At 39.5% G+C, this 16,090-nt stretch carries 10 protein-coding genes; 3 read left to right on the forward strand and 7 right to left on the reverse strand.

What is annotated here, in order from left to right; genetic code table 11:
- Nucleotides 1-29: 29 nt before the first annotated feature.
- The 3 genes from ACM0OT_RS20575 to ACM0OT_RS20585 form a co-directional block, all read right to left on the reverse strand.
- A complete protein-coding gene (locus ACM0OT_RS20575; protein ID WP_414566259.1) occupies nucleotides 30-3,581 on the reverse strand; it encodes an AAA-like domain-containing protein in 3,552 nt (1,183 codons plus the stop codon).
- A 555-nt stretch (nucleotides 3,582-4,136) separates the two neighbouring features.
- Entirely contained in the window at nucleotides 4,137-5,510 is a 1,374-nt protein-coding gene (locus ACM0OT_RS20580) for an AAA-like domain-containing protein (protein ID WP_414566260.1), read from the reverse strand.
- 699 nt (nucleotides 5,511-6,209) lie between these two features.
- Nucleotides 6,210-7,841, reverse strand: coding sequence for a DUF1565 domain-containing protein (locus ACM0OT_RS20585; protein WP_414566294.1), 1,632 nt, complete (start codon nucleotides 7,839-7,841; stop codon nucleotides 6,210-6,212).
- A 945-nt stretch (nucleotides 7,842-8,786) separates the two neighbouring features.
- Here ACM0OT_RS20585 and ACM0OT_RS20590 point away from each other — a divergent pair.
- Both ACM0OT_RS20590 and ACM0OT_RS20595 read left to right on the forward strand, forming a co-directional pair.
- Nucleotides 8,787-9,473, forward strand: a complete 687-nt coding sequence (locus ACM0OT_RS20590) for a PHP domain-containing protein (RefSeq protein WP_414566261.1) — start codon at nucleotides 8,787-8,789, stop codon at nucleotides 9,471-9,473.
- A 395-nt stretch (nucleotides 9,474-9,868) separates the two neighbouring features.
- A complete protein-coding gene (locus tag ACM0OT_RS20595; protein ID WP_414566262.1) occupies nucleotides 9,869-10,732 on the forward strand; it encodes a DUF5895 domain-containing protein in 864 nt (287 codons plus the stop codon).
- A gap of 71 nt (nucleotides 10,733-10,803) precedes the next feature.
- Here ACM0OT_RS20595 and ACM0OT_RS20600 read toward each other — a convergent pair whose 3' ends face one another.
- Nucleotides 10,804-12,063 carry a murein transglycosylase A gene (locus tag ACM0OT_RS20600; protein WP_414566295.1) on the reverse strand — a complete coding sequence of 420 codons (1,260 nt, stop codon included), beginning with the start codon at nucleotides 12,061-12,063 and terminating at the stop codon, nucleotides 10,804-10,806.
- Nucleotides 12,064-12,066: 3 nt separating this feature from the next.
- Nucleotides 12,067-12,321: a hypothetical protein gene (locus ACM0OT_RS20605; RefSeq protein WP_414566263.1), complete on the reverse strand. Its 255-nt coding sequence runs from the start codon at nucleotides 12,319-12,321 to the stop codon at nucleotides 12,067-12,069.
- Between the two features lie 304 nt (nucleotides 12,322-12,625).
- Here ACM0OT_RS20605 and ACM0OT_RS20610 point away from each other — a divergent pair, with 304 nt between their 5' ends.
- The gene (locus ACM0OT_RS20610) at nucleotides 12,626-13,990 is read left to right on the forward strand and encodes a protein kinase domain-containing protein (protein WP_414566264.1); all 1,365 of its coding nucleotides are present in this window, start codon (nucleotides 12,626-12,628) and stop codon (nucleotides 13,988-13,990) included.
- 8 nt (nucleotides 13,991-13,998) lie between these two features.
- Here the strand turns inward: ACM0OT_RS20610 and ACM0OT_RS20615 are convergent, their stop codons facing one another.
- On the reverse strand, nucleotides 13,999-14,901 hold the full coding sequence (locus ACM0OT_RS20615; RefSeq protein WP_414566265.1) for a c-type heme family protein: 903 nt from the start codon (nucleotides 14,899-14,901) through the stop codon (nucleotides 13,999-14,001).
- Nucleotides 14,902-15,178: 277 nt separating this feature from the next.
- The gene (locus tag ACM0OT_RS20620; protein ID WP_414566266.1) at nucleotides 15,179-15,511 is read right to left on the reverse strand and encodes a hypothetical protein; all 333 of its coding nucleotides are present in this window, start codon (nucleotides 15,509-15,511) and stop codon (nucleotides 15,179-15,181) included.
- Between the last annotated feature and the right edge of the window lie 579 nt (nucleotides 15,512-16,090).

Consider the following 16,090-nt stretch of genomic DNA (forward strand, 5'->3'; position numbering starts at 1 on the left):
CTTTTGACTTCCAAGGTAGCGGTACCAGATTAATGGCACAAAGAGCGATCGCTCTCTTCCACTGCTATGTTATTTTGCAAATAATTCCGTACCAACTTGCAACCATAAGCTAGTGCATCTAGCTCGATAATTCGCGGTAAATTCCACAAAATCAGTGTGTTATCATCACCACCTGAAGCCAGCATTGTCCCATCCCGGCTGATGGCAATTTTCCTAATGGCTGCGGTATGTCCTCTGAGGGTCGTTAGTTCTGTACCGTCCATTTTCCAAAGTTTGATAGTAGCATCCACACTACCAGAAACCAATATTTTTCCGTCGGCACTAAACGCAACTCCCCAAATCGCAGCTGTGTGACCTTTGAATGTGTTCAGCAACTTGCCATCTAGCGTCCACAACTTAACTGTACCATCACCACTTCCAGAGGCTACCATTTTACCATCAGGACTAAATGCCACTCTCCACACTGCCGCAGTATGTCCGACAAGGGTTTTCAGCAACTTGCCATCTAGCGTCCACAGCTTAACGGTACCATCACCACTGGCTGAAGCTACTAGCTGACCGTCAGGACTAAATGCAACTTGCCACACTTCCGCTTGATGTCCTTTAAGAATCTGCGGTGCAGGCTGATTGAGTTTCCATATTTGAGCAATTTTATTAACATTTGCGATGGCGATCGCCTGACCATCAGGACTCAATACTAATCCTGTACTTTTACCATCAGAATGTTTGTAACTAGCAACTAAAGTACCGTCTCGTTGTTTGAGTTTTACTGTATCATCGTCGGCTGCAAAAGCAACTAACTGGCCATCTCTACTAAATGAAACCTCGAAGATCACACTTTCTTCAGTTAAACTTTGGAGCAACTTACCTTGGCGACTCCAAAATTTAGCGGTGTTTTCGTGGCTGGCTGTGGCAATGGTGGAACTATCGGAGGCGATCGCTATTGACCAAATACCTGCACTATGAGCAATCATACTTTTCTGGAATGGATTCTCACTCTGCCAAAGTCTGACAAGGTTTTCTGCACCCGCCGAAACAATAAAGCTGCCGTCAGGACTGAATGTTACCCCCCAAATAGAGGCACTATGTCCTCTGAGTGTCCTCAGTTCTGTACCGTCAATGTTCCAAAGTTTAATTGTTTTATCGAGACTGGCAGAGGCCACAGTCTGACCATCAGGACTAAATGCTACTCCTGTAACCCCCGCACTGTTACCTTGGAAAGTTTTATCAAGTCGATAAATGCCATCTTTACTGTCTCGTCGCCAAAGTTTGACAGTTTTGTCTTCACTCGCTGAAGCAATGGTTTGGCCATCAGGACTGAAAGCTACTCCCACAACCCAAGCACTGTGGCTTTGGAGAGGTTCTAGAGGCTTGGGGTTCTGCCAGCCGGCACTGTCTCTTTGCCAGAGTTTTACTGTGCCATCTAGACTTGCCGCAGCCACGGTTTGACCATCAGGACTAAAGTCAACTCCCCAAAATCCCTTGTTGTAACCTGAAAATGTTTTCAGCAAAGTACCATCTAGCTGCCAGAATCTCATAGTTGTGTCCCAACCAGCAGAGACGAGAAACTTACCATCAGGACTAAAGGCGACTCCCCAAACGGAAGCAGTGTGACCTGTAAATGTTGCCGAAACGCTCCATGATGCGTCTGTTTCCTCTCTTTTCCAGAGTTTAATGCTACCATCTTCACTCGCTGAGGCGATTAGCTGACCGTCAGGACTAAATTTGACTATCCTGACTGCTCCCTGATGATCTTTGAGAGTTGCAATTTTTGTACCATCACTGCGCCAAATCTTGATTGTTTTATCCATACTTGCTGAAGCAATCAGAGAACTATCAGGACTGACATCTACTGCCATCACAGCTGCTGTATGTCCGGCAAAACGATTGTACTCATCTGTGTTATGAGCTGCTTGCTGTAATACATTTTTTGCCTGCTTCTCCAGTTTTGGATTTGATTTTGCTAGTGTTTGCAGTCTATCTGTGGCTTTAATGGCTTCTACTAGCGCATCTAACCTGCGATTTGAGGCAAACATCCCCTCAGACGAAGATATCAGCGCTCCAAGTTCACTGTTTTTCGCTTGAGTCGCGCTGATTTTGGCTTGGTGGTACAAAATGTAAATTCCTATGGCCAAACTAGTGGAGACAAGGAACTTAATACACATGCCAATTAGCAGAAATCTTTGTAATTTAGCTGTTTTTCTCTCTTGCGCTAGTCTTGCTTCTACTTCTTGAAGCCGTGCTGCTTCCAATGTTGTTTGCACTTCTATCTGTTCGTATTCTTGACTAGCAGCAAAAAACTTATAATCTAAATCGCTTAAACTTTTGCCCAACGCCCAATTTTGAGCATCTTTTAAAGCCTCTCCTCGCAATAAACGTGACTTATCTTTATAACCTGATGCTACCCAAGCATTAAATATTTGTGAGTAAGGACGGAGATTGTCTAATTGCCTGATTACCCATTGCTCGTTGAACACATGCCGATAAATCGGATTTTTAATTTTGAGGTAGCTCTTGTGTTTCTCGACTAAACCAGATAATAATAACTCTGTCTGTTCTCGACTATCATCGATGGCTAAAGGAGGGTTAGCTTGTCCTTGGGTTCCTGCTGTTTCAGCGTCTAACACCTGCTGATAAAGACCTAGCAACCGCCCTGCTCGTTGTTCATCATAAAGCAGGCGATCGCGGATTGTGCGTAAATGTTCTGGTTCGTCTTGAGATTGCCAATGCTGAATAATCTGCTTTTTGACCAGTTGTTCTATCCAGTACCCTTCAGTAGCTGGAGGTAAATCAATTTTTTTGTTTGGTGTTTCCCAGGCAATTTGGACAACTAACTGACACAGTTTTTGCGTCAAAAAAGGTTGTCCACCTGTCCAGTCAAGAATCTTCTGTAATACTACTTGTGGTTGACTAACTACTTTTTCTAATCCTTTGAGTAATGGTGTTGCTTCTTGTAGTTGAAAACCAGACAACTCGACTGCTGTACCAATGTTAAAAGGTGTGCGCCGCTTATCGGTAATCAGGTCAGATGGACTAGCTACCCCAAACAGTGCAAATCCTAAACGTTGAAATTTTGGGTCGTGCGATCGCTGATTATAGCAATGACGAATCCAGGCAAAAAAGTCGCTGACTGCAAAACTCAAACTTAATAAACTATCAATCTCATCTATAAATATAAAAACACGCTGATTTTGTGCTGGAGACAGTAAAATCTCTTCTACAAATTGATTTAGCTTTTGCACCGGAGAAAGATCCGCTTGCATCTCCCACCAACATTTAAAATTAACTTTTTCAGCCAAATTTAAGTCGTAAAAAAGACTAATAACAACCCCTTTGTACCATTGTTCACTTGTTGTATCTTCACTACCCAAGCGGGTCACATCTAGATAAACACAGCTATGACCTTCTTTTTTTAGATGATTACTTGTGCGATGTAGGAGCGATGATTTACCCATTTGCCGAGCATTGAAGACATAACAAAAATCGCCAGATGTGAGACTGGCATAAAGTTGTTCATCTGCCTGACGAATAACGTAGCTAGGATCATCACTAGGAAGACTGCCACCAACTTGGTATTTCATATCATCTTTTGATACCAAATAAAGAGATTAACACAATAATTGGCAATTTATAGAAATTTTGTTGCCATTATATATGGTCACTCTTGATAAGTAAGACATAGCTTAACCATTATCAAGTAAAATAGCCAAAAAATCTGATGTAATTTATAATTTTTTGATAAATTGCTTAACTGTCTTGGAAATGTTTAACTGTCTACTTAAATGTCTTAATTGTCCTTGCATTTTGTTAATAGAAGTAATAACATTCTTAACAGCCCTAGTGTAAATCTACAACTTTGCTTAAGTAAAACAGCATAAATAATTAAATGTTTGTAGTCAGGACTTTAGTCCTCTATTAAAAATGGTGCAAGATATCAGTTGCAATTAACATATGCTATGCAGCCCCCAAAATGCATTCTCTAGCCGAGTTATAAGCTCTTGGCATTGAGAAGGAAATCGCTAAATACTGAATCCTTTATTTTGGTAAATTCTCTTATTTGCGTTAGACTATAGATTATGATCATTCCACAATCAAGGAGCTTCAAAGTTTAAAATACACTTGATTGTAGAATTTATTTAAGTCAAAACAGACAGTTGTTTTCTGAAATAAGACCGATAGAGTTCACAACGGGGTAAGATGCGATCACCTTTAAAGCAAATCAATCCTAAACTTTCGAGTTTATAAGCATCCACAGGATCAAGAATCACACCTTGTTCTGTTACAAGTTCAGTATATATTTCTAACAATTTAGGATTAGCTTGCAGTTTTACCCAGTGTCGCCATAAGTGATGACGATAAATGCCACCATTAGTCATCGCCTCTTGTATTAAATCTTGTAAAGTCATATTTTGAGAGACAAGATAAAACAAAGCTATTTGAATCAGCGCTGGATGACCTCCCACCAGAGACATCAATTGAGCAATTTCTTGACCAGAACTCCAATCTAGACCGTATCTTTTAGCTAAATCTTTTACTTGTTGCTGAGTAAATTCGCCCAGGCGAATAGGTAATCCAATATTAAATGGTGAGCGGTTAATATTTAAGGAAATATATTGTTCTGTAGAGTAAACCACTACTAATCTCAGCTTCTGCCAATGGTAATTTTGTCGTGCTTCCTCGCACCAAGAACGCAACAAAGCAAAAAATTCTTGAGCAATGTGAGGATATTCAAAAAAGTGATCAACTTCATTCAATACTAGAACTACGGGATTGTTACTCTGCTTGAGAATATGATTGTGCAAGTAAAAACTACAGATTAACTTATGTCCAAGTTCCTCATCCCAATCATCATCAAGGTTGGGTTCAATCCCCAATTGTTGGGAGATTTGCCAACAAATACAACGCAAAAGTTTACTTAAGTTAGTTAAACAGTGGTCATCAATTTGGGAGCAATTGAGATTAACAGTCTGATATCCTTGTGTCTGTGCAAAGTCTAAAAGACGCAGTACCAAAGAAGTTTTACCCATTTGTCTAGGAGACAAAATTCTAATTACAGATCCTGGTTGCGTAATTTCTCGATAAACTAATTCTTCTATGGGCGGACGCTCAACATATAAGGGGGAATCTAACGCTACTGGCCCATATGGATATGAGAAACAACTTTTTAATTGATCACTAGAGAGTTGAGACTGATTTTCTGAAGAAAAACTGGATATTTCGGTTTCGTGATCTTCACTCAGCACTTTGTAATCTTCTCGATCTAATTTTAGATTAAAGGCACTAAAGCACAATTGGAGAGTTTTTTGATCTACACCTTGACTCAAAGACCACAATCGACTCAGAGTTTTAGTAGAAACATTAGCTAGATTACTCAGGTCATCTAAACTTAAGCGATCGCCTTTGTTTTCTGCTATTTCCCAAGATAAAATCGCTTCTTGTAACCGCTGTAGTCCCTGAGAAGTTAAAACAACTCCTCGTCTTCTCTTTATCTTAGTTTGTTTAAGTTCCATAAACTGTGTACCAACTATTTTTTGCGGACACAAAATCTACTTGCTGGAGTCTGATGATCCAATTGCTAAGAGAATTTAAACAACACAGTGTTTTCAATTCGATGGTTAGCGTCGAAAATTTAAAATTTCTCATTTAAAAAGCAGCCAAAATCAGCAACAAAAATGCTGCACTAAAATCGACTAGATTTTACTCAAGCCACTTAGAGTTATAAATGGAATTTGTTGCAAAACAAGCTAAAGAGCCTAAATACAGATGCAGCTAATTTAATGCCATAAATGACTAAAATCTAGCAATTACTGATATTTGAGACTCTTTAGGCTTCATTAAGCCACAAATTCGTGGTTTTACATTGATTTACTGCTATTTTAATTTACTTCAGTTCTTTAAGTAAGATTTTAAATTTTTCATGAACTTAATTTATGCGACCTATAGAGTTCCTCTATGAAGAACTTACAGTATATTAACATCATAGTAAACTGATTAAGGTGCATTTAGTGTTCTAATTTACCTTAAATACGCCAAAAATTTTGTCGAGTATACTTGTAAAAATTGTCATAAAAATAACTCAATATCAGTAAGTTCGGTCGAATAATTCCCAAATTTAAGCAAAAATGTAGCAATATTCACTTAATAATTAAGTATAAAAAATCGGCTTATCTCCGTAAGTATTTTCCAAAGATAAGCCAAACTTGTCTGTATTAATTCAACGGCTCAATAATAGTTTTTAAACCATTACTATTCAGTATGCTTACTATTTCATCAGCATTCTGACGATTACTAAAAACTCCCGCTTGCATGACTCTACGACCCTGACGAATAGTAGGAAATGCGCCAGGTGCCAAATTTCGCACCATGTCTCTTTCTCGGTCGGTGGTAACATTGACTACTACGCGGTAACGGACACCCCTCTGTTCAACGTTAGCAGGAGGCAAGGCAGTTGTACGAGTTGGGGTTGCTGGTGTCGGTTGCAGATTCCCAGAAGCGCCAATGGGAAGATTACCATTGGGGTTTGCTTGGAGAACTGATTCACCAAAGGGAGGTTCCCCTGATGTAGGCAATGGTTGGATAGGACTGATGTTTACACGCGGTGATACAGGAGCAGTAAATTCAACCGTATTGGGATCAATCTTGACGTAATTCATCTGTGGTTGCACAGGCTGAATGGGCTGACTAGGAGCAGCAAAAGTAATTTCTCCATTGGCTGGGATGTCTTTTATAATACGATTGGCGACAGTAGCGGGGGGAGAATTTTCCGCGATGGGTGCTATTTGTGCGTTGAAATCTACCTGACCAGCAACGCGATTTTGAGCCAGCGTATTGCCAGCAGCAGGAATCACTTCTTTCGCGGCACTAGCATTAATATCATGGCGAGTATTATTACGAAATTCATTACCACCTGGTTCAGCAACAGTACCCAAATTTGGGATTGCTTGAGCGATCGCTACTAAACCATCTTCTTGACTACCTTGAATTAAATTATTGCGTAAAATTGGACGAGCATTAGCTTGTACTATAATTCCAGAGCGATTATTTTGAATTTGATTACTGACTACCATAGGTGCAGCATTTTGGGTAATATTAATCCCAAAACCCGTTTGTTCAAAGAGATTTTCCCGCACTTGGGGCTGAGAACTACCACCAATTGTGATGCCATTGGCACCATTGCGATGAAAGTAATTCTTGTTAATAGTTGGGGTACTGTTGCCAGTAATAGAAATCCCATCCTGGGTATTGCCAGTAAATGTATTGTCCGTGATTAGCGGATTGCTCGATTCAATCCATAAACCATAACCACGGGGATTTGGGTTTGTGACTGTTACTCCAGTTAACTTCGCTTGGTTAGCCCCAATCAGGGTAACATTTTGACCGCCAAAGCTGCGGCTGAGAAATCCACCTCCGCCTTGAATGGTTATGCCCTGTCCTTTGGTACCAGCATCGCCTTGAATGGAAACACCCGTTTTGAGCAGCAGAGGAAAAGACTCTCCAGTATCAGCGCTGTAAGTGCCTGGGGACAGTACAATTACTGTATTGGCAGTAGCTAGTTTCAATGCTTGGGTAATCGTCTTGACGGGAGCGCTTTCACTACCATTATTTACAGCATCGTCACCCATATCTGGGTTCACAAACAACATGTTAACCTGAGACGTTGTTTCACTCAGCAGTATTTGTTGTGGTAGAGATGGCAACTGAGCAACGGCACTACTGAGGTTTATACTGAGTAACGCTGTGCTTGCTATTCCTATACCAAGTGTGAAAGATAATATTCTTGAAATAGCAGGTCTTGCCAATTCCAGGGCGGGGTTTGATTTGTTAACCTGGTTAGTTAGCATTGATTGCAGGATATCTGCTTGAAGATATTTGGTAGACAAAATAGGGGAACTCAACTTTACACCACTCCTGAGAAGTAACAATAAAGTTTTATACTCTAAGACCAGAGTATGTCGATAATCTTATCCGCATATTGATGGATTTAGTCGGTTACCTATAAAGTAACTTAGGGAAATTTTAGCTTGCATGACTCTTCAACCGTGAACAGAACCATAAACTGGTGAGATATTAGGACTTACTTAAAATTTACGTAATTGTGTCATTACCTGCGATAGCGACGTAATCAGCTAAAACACTGGGGTTGCTTTCCTACGGTTGCAATGACAAATTTTGATTGCGTAAGTTCCTGACTTTTCACGTCATGTGGCAAAGTTAGGCGTAAGTTCTATATATAACGCCGCAATCATCTTCACTCGCCCCATTGTTCAGACTTGAGTGCATAAAAGCGTTCTCCTTGCTGTAATAAGGGACTTCCAGAGAATAAATTCCCCAATTTATTCAGATGATATTTTTCTTTTCCCCCTGCTCCCCTACCTAACACAGCGAGTGATTATTTTTTTAGTCGGAAGTCCCCAATTCCAGATGCATTGATTAATTAGGAATATGAATTAAATAACATGCAAGTCTATTTTTTCACCTCACCCCGCCTTTGACTTACGTCAAAGTCTCTCCTCTCCTTACCAAGGGGGTTGGGGGTGAGGTTCTGTATTTTATTAAATCCACATTCCTTAGGACAAATTTTCACTAAACTTTATGTCAGCAATCAAAAATACTGATCGCCACAAGCATTGAGATTTGCTAAGGTAGTCTTAACATATTGAAAAATTTGGCTAATTAAAATTGAGAAAATAGCTACAAATACTTTCTAAGTACTGGCATCTTCTCACATATTAAGTGTTGCGTGTTGGTGTGTATGGGGAATCACATATTTTCGTTCAGAGGGGGCTATGGTTGTAAATTTTTCTCGGACTTCTACTTCCGCAGAACTTTTAAGGCAAATATTCCACAAGGTTGATGCCCAAAGCTGTCCTAAGTTATTCAATTTTCATATGCATACAGTCCATTCCGATGGAAAGTTGCAACCAAGTGCATTAATGGAGCAGGCGATCGCCATCGGGTTACAAGGATTGGCTATTACAGACCATCATAATATTGGTGGGTATGAAGCAGCACAAACTTGGTTAGAAGACTGGCAGTGGCAAAATCCTGGTGAAAATACTCCTCACTTGTGGAGTGGTGTAGAAATTAATGCCAACTTATTAGATGTAGAAGTTCACATTTTGGCTTATGCTTTTGAGCCAGAAAGTTCTATTATCAAACCTTATTTGCAAAGAAAAGCCACTATAGGCACAGCATATCAAGCAAAAAACGTGATTTCTGCTATTCATGACGCCGGAGGATTAGCTGTTTTGGCTCATCCAGTGCGTTACAAGCGATCGCATTTCGACTTAATTCCCGCAGCCGCGGAACGGGGGATCGATGGTGTTGAAGCTTTCTATGCTTACAACAATCCTAAACCCTGGAGACCAAGTTCTTTGGAGTCAGAACAAGTACAACAATTAGCTAGTGAACATAATCTTTTTAATACATGTGGTACTGATACTCATGGGTTAAGCCTGCTCCAACGTTTGTAAAAATGAGTCTCTTAATAATACTCCTGGTTTCAGCGGCCAGGGGGTTTATTATCATTGTGGACTTTATTTTTTTAGGGTTGTACTCAGCTTAGTTTGGTTATACAAACGACTAAATTCATATCAAAAAGTATAAATATTAATTAAGCAGCTATTTGCTGGCTATTACTCTGACATTACTCCGTTAAATGATACAAGAGTATTATCTCTAAAGAGCGTTGGCATCTCTGCAAAAAATTAATTATGGTTAACTGACTGTGAAAATGGAGTATTGGTTTAAATAGCTACGAGGGATTAAAATAATATCTAGTCTAAAAAATCACTCTCCAACAGCAACACCTACTCATTCCCCATCCTGATAAACTTATTTAGCAAAATACTTTTGATAGCCTAAAAAGATGAAAGCATCTGCTAATTTCGACTTTGAGGACGAGAAATTTAATGCCCCCCCTTCTCAAGTCATCCCCTGGTGTCAGATGATTAATCCCCGGTATGGTACAGATGGCATCCAGCCCCACGGTTTGGCGATTAAGCTGGATAATGCTAATGCTGTGGGTTTTCAGCCGGATGAAAATTGGCAGCAGGTAGAGCATGAATTTAGCTCTGGAGTGGAAACCGTTTTTATTACCAATACTCCCAAGTTAGTTATAGTCCGCCGTGGGCCTTTGTCTGTCAAAGACCGGGAAACTGGGAATAAACTGGGTACTCTTAAAGAAAATTATGATGCTTTTTTAGCAGACAAACTTAAATTTAAAACCTTTACTCGCTATCTAATTTATTTAGTAGGAGAAAATAAAAAGTTTTTACATGAAACACCATTACAATTAACTCTTAACGGTGCAGCCGGAGCAAGTTTTAGTAAAACTTACTGTGACTTTCAACAAGGAAGAGTTGTCAGCGGGTTTGTGGCGGAATTAGAAAGAGCTTATGCCGTCTATCGCAAGCAACCTGTGACACCAAAAGGCCCATTATTCCATGCTCACGGAATTTTCTGCCCCATAATTGAGTGTGAAGAACGAGGTATTGAACCTAATACGGTAATGGTAGCTTCAACGGTGGACTACCAACAGCCTACTGTGGGGACTTTAACACAGTACCTGATTGCCTCTGATTCTGTGGAATCTGCAATGATCTGTAAGACTTTTGAAGAACACAAAGAATTTGGCAAAGAAGCTATCAAAGTAGAAACACCTAAAATAGCAATGGCTGGCGTTTCTAGTTCTTATATCTATGCTGATGAAGATGATTATCCGCCTTATTAGGGAGTAGGGAGTAGGGAGTGGGGAGTAACGAAGAAATTTCCCCCCTGCACCCTGCCTCTTTCCCCTAGCCTCTATTTTTTAAGCAGTAAATAATATAGTGATCCGTTACCACCTGTGACGCCAGCGCGATCGCCTGCGACTTTTCCAGATCCCATGAAGTAATCAACTCTTCCTGGGCCTTTGATGGCGCTACCTGTATCCTGATCGAGTACAAAGCGGCTCACGGTACGAGACTGCATCTGTCCATTGCTGGTGGCATAAGGAAAGGACGTATGCACCAGTGCGAGTGCGCCAGGCGGCATGAGAGATTTATCTGTAGCAATGGAACGTTCTGCGGTGACTGGGACATTAATACTCCCAGTAGCTGGTCTACCGGCGGTTTCTTGGAAGAAGACAAATCTTTCCCAGCGAGGTAGATAATTACTCATTTCCTGTGGGTAACGCTGGAAAAAGTTAATTATACCCGGCATATTTAATTGATTTGCAGCTAACTTACCATCTTTGGATAGTTGTCCCCCAATACTAGTCCAGGGATAATTTGTACCACCGGCAAAACCAATAGAGGTTCTAGTGCCATTTGTTAGCTGAATTTGGGCAGAACCTTGGATATGTACCATATATGCATCGAAGCGATCGCGGAACCATAGCATCTCTAAACCGCGCAACTGGCTTCTATCTCCAAGTAAACCATCTTCCCCTTCCAAATCAACCCGTTTGGGGTGGGGTTGTGCCCATTGATCGAAATCTGTTGGTAGTCGATAAAGAGGATACCGATATTCAGAAGTCCTGACCCGACTAGCATTATATATAGGTTCGTAATAGGCAGTAAACTTAACAGTACCCTTGCCATCGTTACCAACAGACCGATAGAAATCAAACTCTCGACGCACAGCAGATTGTAATTCTGCGGGAGATTTAGAGTTGACCACTAATTGACGGAAACGGATTAAACTCCGCCGCACGCGATCGTGGGTAATTCCTGGAACTGGGTAGTTTTGATAAGCAGCGATCGCACTATTTCTTTGCAGGTAACTTAAACTATTGTCAATTGCTGCCAACAAAGCCTGGCGATCGCCAGGTTGACCTAATCGACCCCACAGTTGCTCATCCCAACCCAAGCAACCGTGTACAGGAGTACAATTCGTGCCTAGAGGGAAAAGTTTGAGTGGGGGTGACGCTTGTATGGGAGGAGTGCTTGGTTTGACTGGCTGCTGGGGTTGAGGATTGGTCGGTACTGGTAACGGTACAGGAACCTGAGCCACAGCCGTCCAAATTGTGTTTACAAGTCCAATTCCCAAACTCAGGGAAACCAAAGCAAAGGTTTTTCTCATCATTTAGTTGAATCTTTCAACACTAGAGCTAAAGAGTGGTTCTACTCGAATTGCCACAATCCGAGAGGGGCGTACAACCATATACTCCCCTTGAATATTCTTGATCGGTACGCTAATAAAGTCATGAGAAGCAGACTTGGGTACAAGTTCGCCACTATACCATTTTTGAAATTCTTGAATTGTCGGAAAACGTATTTCTTCACGGTGACCGCTTTCCAGTAAAAGGTATACAGCGTATTCATTTGGAGTTCTAGGCATAAAATTGAATGAATCATTTGCAACACATCCAACCCATTGTTAACCACGTAACCCCAGAATGAAAAGGGTAAGCATACGGGAGCAAGATCAGATTATTGATAGAATTTTGAATTAAGAACTCATAATTTATCGCTCCTAACTCTTGAGTTTTACTTTGACTCTAGACGGCCAATGTTTTCACCAGTTCCCAGCAATATTGAGCAACTATAATTTATGAAAAGCCGATTTTCTGTCTCATTTTGGTTTTGCCAATAACACTGCTGCTTGTGCCAAGATGAATGTAAGGACGGAAACAAAATACACAATGTTAGGAAAATTATTAGATGGGCGTTATCAAGTCCTTCAGGTTTTAGGTGGAGGAGGATTTGGTCAAACTTACATCGCCAATGATACCCACCGACCTGGTTGCCCTAAGTGTGTTGTCAAACATCTTAAAACTGGCACCCATAACCCTGAATTTCTCGAAACTGCCAGACGGCTATTCGCTAATGAAGCCACCATCCTAGAACAACTGGGACACCATGACCAGATTCCTCGACTTTTAGCTTACTTTGAAGACAATGAAGAGTTCTTTTTAGTACAAGAGTTGATTCAAGGGCATTCTCTCAAAGCAGAACTTTTATCTGGTCAACGCTGGACTGAAGAGCAAGTAATTTCACTGATGCAGCAGGTTTTGAGTATCCTGGCATTTATTCACAGTTATCAAGTTATCCATCGAGATATCAAACCAGAAAATATTATTAGACGTCAAGAAGATGGCAAAGTAGTACTGATTGATTTTGGTGCAGTCAAGCAATTCCAAACTCAACTGCTAACAACTTTAGGTTACCCAGAGAATACTGTTGCTATTGGTACACCAGGATATATGTCTATAGAACAAGGGCGAGGTAAACCCCGTCCCTGTAGCGATATTTATTCTTTGGGTATTATTTGTATCCAAGCCCTGACGGGGTTGTCTCCTAGAGAACTAGAAGAAGATCCTCATACAGGAGAAATTGTTTGGCAGCATCAAGCTAATGTGAATCATCAACTCGCATCCATTGTATCTAAGATGGTACAGCACCATTTAAGAGAACGTTACCAAACGGCAACGGATGTTATGCAGGCACTTCAGGAATTACTGGGAGGGGTTCAATATCAGTCAACTCAAATATCATCAACTTTTACACCACCATTACCTCAAGTTGCACAATTACCCCAGCAGGCTATTGAACATCAAGCCGGCTCTCTGATTACTACCGAACAATATAACCGCCTAGAAAGCCTCTTGTTAAAATTGGTTGGGCCAGTAGCAACAACTTTATTACGAAAAGCTACAGCATCAGCTTCTAGTTACGAAGAATTAATAGATAGTTTGCAAAGTCATGTACCAGTAGATCAACAAAGTGAATTTCAGCAAAAAACCTTACTATTACTTAATGAAACTACGGGCACTCAAAAACTAACATTAAATTCTGTATCAAGCACTCCCCAGCAAACCATCAATGATAGTTTTTTACATCAATGCGAACAAGAACTGACTAATTTAATTGGCCCTATAGCTATTGTCCTAGTGCAAAAAGCTGTAAAGTCTTCACCACAGATATCTCGATCTGAACTTGTAGAAAAGTTAGCAAGGCACATTAGTGACCCTCAAGAAGCATCACAGTTTCAGCAGCGTTTGACTTAAATTAAATACTATTCTCCTTGTTCATTAATCATATCCATAGCTATTTTCAAACTAAATTTCATCCGATTAAAAGCTGCTGCTAATCCACCAATTTCATCAGAAGATGTTTCAGTAAAATCAACACTCATATCACCAGTGCTAACTTTTTGAGCTGTTTTTTCTATTCTTTTAATCCGTTGAATTACAGTTTTCTTAATTAAAAAATTAATTAATAGACCTAAGATAGCAAAGATGGTAACTAAAATCCCCATAATTAGCAACCAACTCCGGTGAGCATTATTAAATATTTCTGTAGAAGGAACAGAAATAATTTGTGCAGCCACAATTTCATTGAGTTGCCAACCAAAACCATTTGTTGAACCATAAGTTATCAACTGACTTTTCGGAGCCTGTTCTGGTGTAGAATGGCATCGCAAACAACTTTGTTCTTGAACTTTTAGTGGACGGGCAACGTAAAATACTTGTCCTTCAGGTAATGTGCGAAATCCTACAAGTTGTTTTTTGTTAGAATCTTTACGAAATTGCTCTACAAGTTGAGTTTCAAAAATATCTGCTTTATCCCGGAGATTAGTAGGATTAAGAGTTGCTTCTTTGTAAAGAAAATTTTGATACTCTGGGTTTGCCCGGAAATTAGTAAATACTTGTGAAGCAGAGTAAGCTGGTACTGTTTCTGAGATAAATGTTGTTTCAGTTTCTAACCTAGCTGCTAAGAGGGGATTTACCTGTTTTTGTGTATAACTTCTGACTGCATTCATGGTTTGCATTAAAATGAAACCTTGAGAAGTTACTTCATTTTGTGCCTTTTGCTGAAGTACATTTGAGAGAGCAGCACCACTAACTAAAACACTGACAATGAAAACCAATAGCAAAAGTAAGTTAAATTTAGCCCCTATTTTTAAGTTTTTTAACATAATTATTGGTAAAATAGCTGACAAATTAGTTTAGTATCTTATACTATCTGTATTGAATTAATAACTATCTAATATTAAATAAATATTACTTTTTTCTGCACATTAGGGATACCCAAGGGAAGCTGTCTCTAATGTACTACGTAGTAAACGTTGGTAGCGTATTGCACTCTAGTTTAGAAAGCGCTATTTTGATAACTCTCAATACCTACAAAAGCTCAAGAGTGAGTAAATTTTTAAGCCAAAAATTTAGTGGCATCCTCCAATACTATATATTTAATTAAATTGATTTACTTAGTAAGGGTTTTAGTAAAGCCATCCACATATCTGGCGGATCTAAGTAGTAATCAATTGCTTCAACTTGATATCGGTAAGATTCAGATCCGTGTTGCAAAATAATATAATCCAAGGGTTTAATTCCTTTACCTACCCCGGTCATTTGTCCTTCAGTTCCTTCATTGATTAATTCAAATACATAGTCTCTTCCTGGAACTAATTGACTGTAATCGTGCGTTATTTGCTGCTTTTGAGATAGATATCCCGTAAAATTAGCTAAAGATAGCCCACTCAAAGAAAGAAAATTCAATTTAAAATTTCTTTTGGCAAAAAACATAGGTTATTTTTCCATCTTATGTCTACAAAAATAATACTTTCTCAGTAAATTATGATTTTGGGCAATAACAAATTTCCAAAGTTTTGAGTATATTTATCTTTCTCTAAGTTGTCTGAAATACTAGATACCCCTGTAACTATCAAAGTGGGAATATATAAATGTTTAAAATGTATGTTTCAACATACTTAACAGTAATTTTAAAAGCAAATTCAAAATTCGTGATGAATTTTCTTGAAGATTTTACTCAGAATCTTTGATTTTATGAATTACCAGATTTGGTCTGTGTTACCGATGATACTAACCTTGCCTGATCCTTGTTAGGTCTTGATATTCTGATTAACTACCTCCGGTCATGCGACATTCTGCATTTAGACAAAGATGTTGTACTAAATTCATGAAGACTAATCAGACAATCTACAGTAGTATTAAACGCCAAGCCCACAGTGTAATTACTAAAAGTCTGATTTAGATACAGCAGATATGATGTTACTGATATTTCAAGGTATTGCTATTTTGAGAAGTAGCGAACTTTATTAGGCTTTGCGGGTAAAAGTTGGATGAAATAACCCTTGGGAATAT

This window comes from Anabaena sp. CCY 9613, assembly GCF_963920895.1.
GTDB lineage: Bacteria > Cyanobacteriota > Cyanobacteriia > Cyanobacteriales > Nostocaceae > Cyanocohniella.

Coding starts and splice junctions, on each gene's coding strand:
- ACM0OT_RS20595 (WP_414566262.1), top strand. CDS start 9,869: ATGAAAGCATCTGCTAATTTCGACTTTGAGGACGAGAAATTTAATGCC.
- ACM0OT_RS20615 (WP_414566265.1), bottom strand. CDS start 14,901: ATGTTAAAAAACTTAAAAATAGGGGCTAAATTTAACTTACTTTTGCTA.
- ACM0OT_RS20590 (WP_414566261.1), top strand. CDS start 8,787: ATGGTTGTAAATTTTTCTCGGACTTCTACTTCCGCAGAACTTTTAAGG.
- ACM0OT_RS20610 (WP_414566264.1), top strand. CDS start 12,626: ATGTTAGGAAAATTATTAGATGGGCGTTATCAAGTCCTTCAGGTTTTA.
- ACM0OT_RS20620 (WP_414566266.1), bottom strand. CDS start 15,511: ATGTTTTTTGCCAAAAGAAATTTTAAATTGAATTTTCTTTCTTTGAGT.
- ACM0OT_RS20585 (WP_414566294.1), bottom strand. CDS start 7,841: ATGCTAACTAACCAGGTTAACAAATCAAACCCCGCCCTGGAATTGGCA.
- ACM0OT_RS20605 (WP_414566263.1), bottom strand. CDS start 12,321: ATGCCTAGAACTCCAAATGAATACGCTGTATACCTTTTACTGGAAAGC.
- ACM0OT_RS20600 (WP_414566295.1), bottom strand. CDS start 12,063: ATGAGAAAAACCTTTGCTTTGGTTTCCCTGAGTTTGGGAATTGGACTT.
- ACM0OT_RS20575 (WP_414566259.1), bottom strand. CDS start 3,581: ATGAAATACCAAGTTGGTGGCAGTCTTCCTAGTGATGATCCTAGCTAC.
- ACM0OT_RS20580 (WP_414566260.1), bottom strand. CDS start 5,510: ATGGAACTTAAACAAACTAAGATAAAGAGAAGACGAGGAGTTGTTTTA.